This is a genomic window from Herbiconiux daphne (assembly GCF_024979295.1).
GTDB lineage: Bacteria > Actinomycetota > Actinomycetes > Actinomycetales > Microbacteriaceae > Herbiconiux > Herbiconiux daphnes.
Genome location: NZ_JANLCJ010000344.1, coordinates 1 through 748 on the forward strand (window position 1 = coordinate 1; position 748 = coordinate 748).

Sequence of the window (748 nt, forward strand, 5' to 3'; positions counted from 1 at the left end):
ACGCGCTGTAGCACTACGGCCGGTAACTTGCCCGGTAATCCGGTTAAGCTGTTCCGGTGTTGCTGCGTTCACTGTCTGTAGGGCGCCAGTTACTAACTGTTGGTTAGCGTCTGGATTACCTGCGTTAGCTTTCTCCTGTAGCGTTTTCTGTGCTGTAGCGCTAAGAGGTACTAGCTTTTCACGTCCGTTAGCGTAGGTAGTACGTTGGAACCATTGCCCCGTGGTAGGGTCTTGGAAAGTACCCGCGCCCTGTGATTCATCGGAATCAATACCGATACCACCACCGCTAGCACCTGCTACGCTTAACCCTGCCTGAGTAGGATTAGCGCCCTTAGCTACTTCCTCTTGTCTACCATCTGGATAGATTAAGATTTGACGGTCGCCAGCGTTAATAGTTTTAACTGGTACATTCTGATTAATAGCGCCCGGAATAGTTTTAGTTTCACCAGTGAGATTATTAAACATAACCCCATTACCGCCGCTTTGCCATGTACCTTTATTAACAATCAGGTCTTTATCATCACCACTTTCTAACCATTTCTGAATATCTAAGGGGTTGTGTCCAGCGTCCTCTAATTCATCAATCTTAGAATAGCGTTTCTCTTTTTCATCCATCTGATAAAGAGCACTCCCGGCGGCTTGTGCTGCTTTCCCTACGTTGCCACCTGTAGCAAAATAGTTAGTCATATATTGGGCCGCTGCTGTTAAGCCCTGCTGTAATGCTGAGTTATCGAATTTGTCATATTTG

General features: G+C 46.7%; 1 protein-coding gene. It reads right to left on the reverse strand.

All coding sequences use genetic code 11. The features are described 5' to 3' along the window. Nucleotides 1–748 (reverse strand): hypothetical protein (locus N1032_RS25135; protein WP_259543297.1); only part of this gene is annotated, 748 nt, incomplete at both ends.